This is a genomic window from Enterococcus sp. DIV1279b, assembly GCF_050531515.1.
Classification (GTDB): Bacteria; Bacillota; Bacilli; order Lactobacillales; family Enterococcaceae; genus Enterococcus_D; species Enterococcus_D casseliflavus.
The window spans coordinates 3,314,001-3,320,000 of the sequence record NZ_CP172891.1 but is presented as its reverse complement, the minus strand read 5'-3'; the positions used below and the strand labels follow the sequence as shown (position 1 = coordinate 3,320,000).

The window sequence follows — 6,000 nt, the reverse complement described above, 5'->3', positions numbered from 1 at the left end:
GCATCTGACTTTTAATCAGAGGGTCACAGGTTCGAGCCCTGTACGACTCATAGTAATAACCTATGCGGGTGTGGCGGAATTGGCAGACGCACTAGATTTAGGATCTAGCGCCTTCGGGCGTGGGGGTTCAAGTCCCTTCACCCGCACTTCATTGCCGGCTTAGCTCAGTTGGTAGAGCATCTGATTTGTAATCAGAGGGTCGAGGGTTCAAGTCCTTTAGCCGGCATCAGGAATATGCGGAAATAGCTCAGTGGTAGAGCACCACCTTGCCAAGGTGGGGGTCGCGGGTTCGAACCCCGTTTTCCGCTTTGCCTTAGCAATTTTCAGCCGGGGTGGCGGAACTGGCAGACGCACAGGACTTAAAATCCTGCGGTGAGTGATCACCGTACCGGTTCGATTCCGGTCCTCGGCATTTCTTAATATGCGCCCATAGCTCAATTGGATAGAGTGTTTGACTACGGATCAAAAGGTTAGGGGTTCGACTCCTCTTGGGCGCGCTTTTTAATAACGGGAAGTAGCTCAGCTTGGTAGAGCACTTGGTTTGGGACCAAGGGGTCGCAGGTTCGAATCCTGTCTTCCCGATACTTTTTCAAAAGGGGCCTTAGCTCAGCTGGGAGAGCGCCTGCTTTGCACGCAGGAGGTCAGCGGTTCGATCCCGCTAGGCTCCATATCATTTGAATAAATGATTCTTTTTTACGCGGTGTAGCTCAGCTGGCTAGAGCGTCCGGTTCATACCCGGGAGGTCGGGGGTTCGATCCCCTCCGCCGCGATTTTTAAGAGCCTGGACCTTTAGCTCAGTTGGTTAGAGCAGACGGCTCATAACCGTCCGGTCGTAGGTTCGAGTCCTACAAGGTCCATTGTGGCATTGTATCTGTTTTATTATGGAGGATTACCCAAGTCCGGCTGAAGGGAACGGTCTTGAAAACCGTCAGGCGGGTAAAACCGTGCAAGGGTTCGAATCCCTTATCCTCCTTAACTGTCTCTTTTGTTGCGAGCAAAAGAATCACAGTCCTTTAATTACTGTAAAGTAATTACTTATCGCGGGATGGAGCAGTCTGGTAGCTCGTCGGGCTCATAACCCGAAGGTCGTAGGTTCAAATCCTGCTCCCGCAATTGCTTTTGTTTTCAAAAGCGCAATAAAAGCTAAATATGGTTTGGTAGTTCAGTTGGTTAGAATGCCTGCCTGTCACGCAGGAGGTCGCGGGTTCGAGTCCCGTCCAGACCGCCATGCGGGTGTAGTTTAGTGGTAAAACCACAGCCTTCCAAGCTGTTGTCGCGAGTTCGATTCTCGTCACCCGCTTTAGCTTTTATTTTTTGGGGCCTATAGCTCAGCTGGTTAGAGCGCACGCCTGATAAGCGTGAGGTCGATGGTTCGAGTCCATTTAGGCCCATCAAAATGTAGTCATACATTTGGGGAAGTACTCAAGTGGCTGAAGAGGCGCCCCTGCTAAGGGTGTAGGTCGGGAAACCGGCGCGAGGGTTCAAATCCCTCCTTCTCCGTTTTTTATTGGTCCGTTGGTCAAGTGGTTAAGACACCGCCCTTTCACGGCGGTAACACGGGTTCGAATCCCGTACGGATCATTTGTTACTTTTGGAGGATTACCCAAGTCCGGCTGAAGGGAACGGTCTTGAAAACCGTCAGGCGGGTAAAACCGTGCAAGGGTTCGAATCCCTTATCCTCCTTAACTGTTTCTTTTGTTGCGAGCAAAAGAATTACAGTCCTTTAATTACTTTAAAGTAATTACTTATCGCGGGATGGAGCAGTCTGGTAGCTCGTCGGGCTCATAACCCGAAGGTCGTAGGTTCAAATCCTGCTCCCGCAATTGCTTTGTTTAACGGCAAAGCAGCAATACAAAGCTTCTGGTTTGGTAGTTCAGTTGGTTAGAATGCCTGCCTGTCACGCAGGAGGTCGCGGGTTCGAGTCCCGTCCAGACCGTTGTTTTTGGCTCGGTAGCTCAGTTGGTAGAGCAATGGATTGAAGCTCCATGTGTCGGCAGTTCGATTCTGTCCCGCGCCATAGGAATGCGGGTGTAGTTTAGTGGTAAAACTACAGCCTTCCAAGCTGTTGTCGCGAGTTCGATTCTCGTCACCCGCTTTGCATTTTTTTATTTGGGGCCTATAGCTCAGCTGGTTAGAGCGCACGCCTGATAAGCGTGAGGTCGATGGTTCGAGTCCATTTAGGCCCATTACATTTTTAAACTGGTCCGTTGGTCAAGCGGTTAAGACACCGCCCTTTCACGGCGGTAACACGGGTTCGAATCCCGTACGGATCATGCAAACACTCTTGAGAGTGTTTTTTTATTGCCCAAAAACGATCTTTTTATCATTTTCTCAAGCATGAGCAGTCAAAATTTGTTATAATCAGTCCGTTGCAAGTTCCCGAAAGGATTCGCAGCTGCGAAGATGCCTTGTAACCGAAACATATATTAGGGGGAATACAAAAATGACAGAGAAACACTTATTTACATCAGAGTCCGTTTCAGAAGGACACCCAGACAAAGTAGCCGACCAAATCAGTGATGCCATCTTAGATGCGTTGCTTGCCGAAGATCCAATGGCACGGGTCGCTTGCGAAACGTCAGTTACTACCGGATTGGTTTTAGTCTTTGGAGAAATTTCTACTTCTGCTTATGTAGATATTCAAAAAGTCGTCCGAGAAACCATCAAAGAAATCGGCTATACACGAGCAAAATTCGGCTTTGACGGCGATACGGTTGCTGTTTTGGTAGCGATCGATGAGCAATCACCAGATATCGCTCAAGGGGTCGACGATGCTTTAGAAAGTCGTGGAGAAACGGATAAAGAAGACATCGGTGCTGGTGACCAAGGCTTGATGTTTGGTTTTGCCGTTGATGAAACACCTGAATTAATGCCTTTACCAATCGCCTTGAGCCATCGGCTGGTACGTCGCTTAGCAGAGTTGCGGAAAAACAACGAACTAAGCTACTTGCGTCCAGATGCAAAATCACAAGTAACCGTTGAATATGATGATAACGATCAACCACAAAGAGTGGACACCGTCGTTATTAGTACCCAGCATGATGATGCGGCTGATAATGAAACGATCCACCGTGATGTCATCGAAAAAGTGATCAAAGAAGTGATCCCTGCCGATCTTTTAGACGAGCAGACAAAATATTATATCAATCCTACTGGTCGTTTTGTGATCGGCGGTCCTCAAGGGGATGCCGGTTTGACTGGCAGAAAAATCATCGTTGATACTTATGGCGGCTATGCACGTCATGGTGGCGGTGCGTTTTCTGGAAAAGACGCAACCAAAGTTGACCGTTCAGCCAGCTATGCGGCTCGCTACATTGCCAAAAACATCGTAGCAGCAAAGCTAGCCAAAAAAGTGGAAGTACAATTAGCCTATGCGATCGGTGTGGCACAGCCCGTTTCGATCAGCATCAACACTTTTGGTACAGGAACCGTCAGCAACGAGCGCTTGATCCAAGCGGTACGGGAAAACTTTGATTTGCGACCAGCAGGAATTATTGAAATGTTAGATTTGCGCCGTCCGATTTATCGTCAGACTGCCGCTTACGGACATTTCGGTCGTACAGATATCGATTTGCCATGGGAACGCACCGACAAGGTGGCGGCACTTTTGGCAAGTGTGAAGGATTAAAAGAGGCGACCTCTATTGATGACCATCAATAGAGGTTCTTTTTTTTGGAGTAAAAGGAGGAGTTATATGCGAACCAATGTAAAATTAGTCACCATTGCGGTCTTTGTCGCAACGTTTATGACCGCGATCGAAGGAACGATCATTACGACAGCGATGCCTACCATCGTCAGTTCATTGAAAGGGATCGAGATCATGAACTGGGTCTTCTCGATCTATCTTTTGACCAGTGCGATGTTGACCCCGATCTACGGCAAGTTTGCCGATAATATCGGCCGCAAACCAGTCTTTTTATTTGGGACGTTGCTGTTTATTATCGGGTCGGCGTTTTGTGGGATGGCCAACACGATGTTGACGTTGATCATTGCCAGAGCGTTGCAAGGATTAGGCGCAGGGGCCATGATGCCCGTTGCCCTAACGATCATTGCGGACCTGTATCCCGTTGAAAAGCGGGCGAAAGTCTTAGGGCTCAATAGTACGGCTTGGGGGATCGCCAGTGTCGTTGGTCCCTTAGCCGGTGGCTTGATCGTAGATACGATCGGGTGGCATTGGATCTTTTTTATCAACGTACCCATTGGATTAGGGCTGATTGCCTTGATTTGGTTTTATTTTCATGAAGAAAAGAAGGCCTTTGCTGCAGTCAACATTGATTATGCAGGCAGTCTCTTGTTGATGTTGACGCTAGTAGGGCTCCTGCTAGGCTTCCAGTTGCTGGGAGATTATGGTGTGAGTCTGCCTGTCCTCAGTCTGTTCGTTTTTTCTGTCCTTATGTTCATCGGCTTCGTTCGGGTGGAGAAAAAAGCAGCAGATCCGATTATTGATCTGAAGCTGTTTCATTCAAAATTATTTGTGGTGGTCAATATCGTAGCAGCTTTGGCTAGCGGCTTCTTGATGGGGATCGATGTTTATATCCCAATGTGGATGCAAGGGGTCTTAGGCATGAGTGCGGGGATTGGCGGGCTTGTGTTGGCACCGTTGTCGATTTTATGGATGATTGGTTCCTTCTTAGCCAGCCGTTGGTTGACACAGCACAGTGTCAGCTGGGTCTTGACGGTTAGCTTGTTGATCACGGCTACCGGTGCTTTGTGGCTGTTTTTGACACCTGCACAGACGTCATTCTGGTTGTTCTTAGTCATTTCTTCTATTACTGGCGTCGGGTTAGGGGCAACGATGGTGGTTTGTACGGTTACTGCCCAAACCAGCGTTGGTCCCACACAAGTCGGCGTGGCGACTTCTTTCAATACCCTGTTGCGAACGATCGGGCAAACCATCATGGTAGCGGTCTTCGGTATCGTTTTAAACACCAGTAATAGCGTAGGCTTAGCACAGGCACAAGTCAATGATAGCAGTGTCATGAACCAGCTAGTAGATCCAGCCGCTGCGCGCCAGCTGCCAACCGCATTATTAGGGCAATTACGGGAGATTCTTTATAGCGGTCTACACTGGGTTTTTGGGATCGGTGTTCTACTTATTGTGCTAGCGATTGGTTTGACCCGCACGATTTCGCGAGAATCTGGTACAATATAAAAAAAGGATCGCAGGTGATTGTATGGCTTTTTTACAAGCAAATATCTATTCAAATGTTCTTGAAATGGAGGTAATGATCGATGTGATCTTGCCTCAAAGTACCAAGAAAAAAATCGGCACGCAAAGCCAATCGACGGGCACAGATCTCCCGGTGCTTTATTTGTTGCATGGGATGAACGGAAATCATAGTGTCTGGCAGCGACGGACGTCGATCGAGCGGTATGCCGCAGAGTATCAACTAGCGGTCATCATGCCGTCTACTGATCTGGGTTGGTATACCGATACGACCTATGAGATGAAGTATTGGACTTTTATCGCCGAAGAATTACCACAGATTTGCCATGAGCTGTTTCCTCAGCTGACGCAAAAACGAGAAAAAACTTTTGCGGCTGGGCTTTCGATGGGGGGCTACGGGGCAGTAAAACTCGGGCTGAGAAAGCCTGACCAGTTTGCGGCGGTAGCGTCTTTGTCTGGGGCATTAGCGCTGGCTGAAAGCATGGATTCCTTGCTGCAGCTGCGAAGCCAAGCTTATTGGGAAGGAATTTTTGGACCATTAGAGCAATTCAAAGGGTCAGAAAATGATTTGATCCATCTGATTGAGACCATCGATCCAAGCACAGCGCCGCACTTTTTTATTAGCTGCGGAACCGAGGATCAGCTGTATCCGGCAAGTGAATATGCGGTGGATAAGCTGCAAAAACGCAAACTAGCCGTAACGTTTGAATCGGGAACTGGGGATCATGATTGGAATTTCTGGGATCAATGGATCCAACGAGTCCTGCAATGGCTTTTTAGTGAATAAAAAAAGGCTCTTTGTCAATAAGGACTGATGAGTTGTGCAAAATCAA

At 48.3% G+C, this 6,000-nt stretch carries 3 protein-coding genes, 24 tRNA genes and 1 riboswitch (1 of these 28 cut by a window edge); all 27 genes read left to right on the top strand.

The features are described 5' to 3' along the window. Positions 1–50 (top strand) — tRNA-Lys (locus IGI71_RS15815); it begins 23 nt to the left of the window's first position. A 14-nt stretch (positions 51–64) separates the two neighbouring features. Then, positions 65–146: transfer RNA gene (locus IGI71_RS15810), tRNA-Leu, on the top strand. 7 nt (positions 147–153) lie between these two features. Then, positions 154–226 (top strand) — tRNA-Thr (locus IGI71_RS15805). Between the two features lie 10 nt (positions 227–236). Beyond that, positions 237–308 (top strand) — tRNA-Gly (locus tag IGI71_RS15800). 18 nt (positions 309–326) lie between these two features. Further along, positions 327–412, top strand: a tRNA-Leu gene (locus tag IGI71_RS15795). An 11-nt stretch (positions 413–423) separates the two neighbouring features. After that, positions 424–497: transfer RNA gene (locus IGI71_RS15790), tRNA-Arg, on the top strand. 11 nt (positions 498–508) lie between these two features. Further along, positions 509–582, top strand: a tRNA-Pro gene (locus IGI71_RS15785). Between the two features lie 13 nt (positions 583–595). Continuing rightward, positions 596–668, top strand: a tRNA-Ala gene (locus IGI71_RS15780). 28 nt (positions 669–696) lie between these two features. Then, positions 697–770 (top strand) — tRNA-Met (locus IGI71_RS15775). Between the two features lie 13 nt (positions 771–783). Continuing rightward, positions 784–857: transfer RNA gene (locus IGI71_RS15770), tRNA-Ile, on the top strand. Positions 858–883: 26 nt separating this feature from the next. Beyond that, positions 884–973, top strand: a tRNA-Ser gene (locus IGI71_RS15765). Positions 974–1,039: 66 nt separating this feature from the next. Further along, positions 1,040–1,113: transfer RNA gene (locus tag IGI71_RS15760), tRNA-Met, on the top strand. Positions 1,114–1,151: 38 nt separating this feature from the next. Further along, positions 1,152–1,228, top strand: a tRNA-Asp gene (locus tag IGI71_RS15755). Between the two features lies 1 nt (position 1,229). Continuing rightward, a tRNA-Gly gene (locus IGI71_RS15750) sits at positions 1,230–1,300 on the top strand. A 17-nt stretch (positions 1,301–1,317) separates the two neighbouring features. Next, positions 1,318–1,391, top strand: a tRNA-Ile gene (locus tag IGI71_RS15745). 21 nt (positions 1,392–1,412) lie between these two features. Further along, positions 1,413–1,500, top strand: a tRNA-Ser gene (locus tag IGI71_RS15740). Positions 1,501–1,509: 9 nt separating this feature from the next. Further along, positions 1,510–1,581 (top strand) — tRNA-Glu (locus IGI71_RS15735). Positions 1,582–1,593: 12 nt separating this feature from the next. Next, positions 1,594–1,683 (top strand) — tRNA-Ser (locus IGI71_RS15730). A 66-nt stretch (positions 1,684–1,749) separates the two neighbouring features. After that, positions 1,750–1,823, top strand: a tRNA-Met gene (locus IGI71_RS15725). A 39-nt stretch (positions 1,824–1,862) separates the two neighbouring features. After that, positions 1,863–1,936: transfer RNA gene (locus IGI71_RS15720), tRNA-Asp, on the top strand. Between the two features lie 8 nt (positions 1,937–1,944). Then, a tRNA-Phe gene (locus IGI71_RS15715) sits at positions 1,945–2,017 on the top strand. 7 nt (positions 2,018–2,024) lie between these two features. Then, positions 2,025–2,095, top strand: a tRNA-Gly gene (locus IGI71_RS15710). Between the two features lie 17 nt (positions 2,096–2,112). Next, positions 2,113–2,186 (top strand) — tRNA-Ile (locus IGI71_RS15705). 15 nt (positions 2,187–2,201) lie between these two features. Further along, positions 2,202–2,273, top strand: a tRNA-Glu gene (locus IGI71_RS15700). Positions 2,274–2,364: 91 nt separating this feature from the next. Continuing rightward, positions 2,365–2,446, top strand: a riboswitch (SMK box riboswitch). After that, positions 2,444–3,628 carry a methionine adenosyltransferase gene (gene metK / locus IGI71_RS15695; protein WP_005233362.1) on the top strand — a complete coding sequence of 395 codons (1,185 nt, stop codon included), beginning with the start codon at positions 2,444–2,446 and terminating at the stop codon, positions 3,626–3,628. Its footprint overlaps the riboswitch before it by 3 nt. Positions 3,629–3,694: 66 nt before the next feature. Further along, a complete protein-coding gene (locus IGI71_RS15690; RefSeq protein ID WP_016609940.1) occupies positions 3,695–5,152 on the top strand; it encodes an MDR family MFS transporter in 1,458 nt (485 codons plus the stop codon). A 22-nt stretch (positions 5,153–5,174) separates the two neighbouring features. Next, positions 5,175–5,954, top strand: coding sequence for an alpha/beta hydrolase (locus IGI71_RS15685; RefSeq protein WP_430615907.1), 780 nt, complete (start codon positions 5,175–5,177; stop codon positions 5,952–5,954). Positions 5,955–6,000 lie beyond the last annotated feature (46 nt).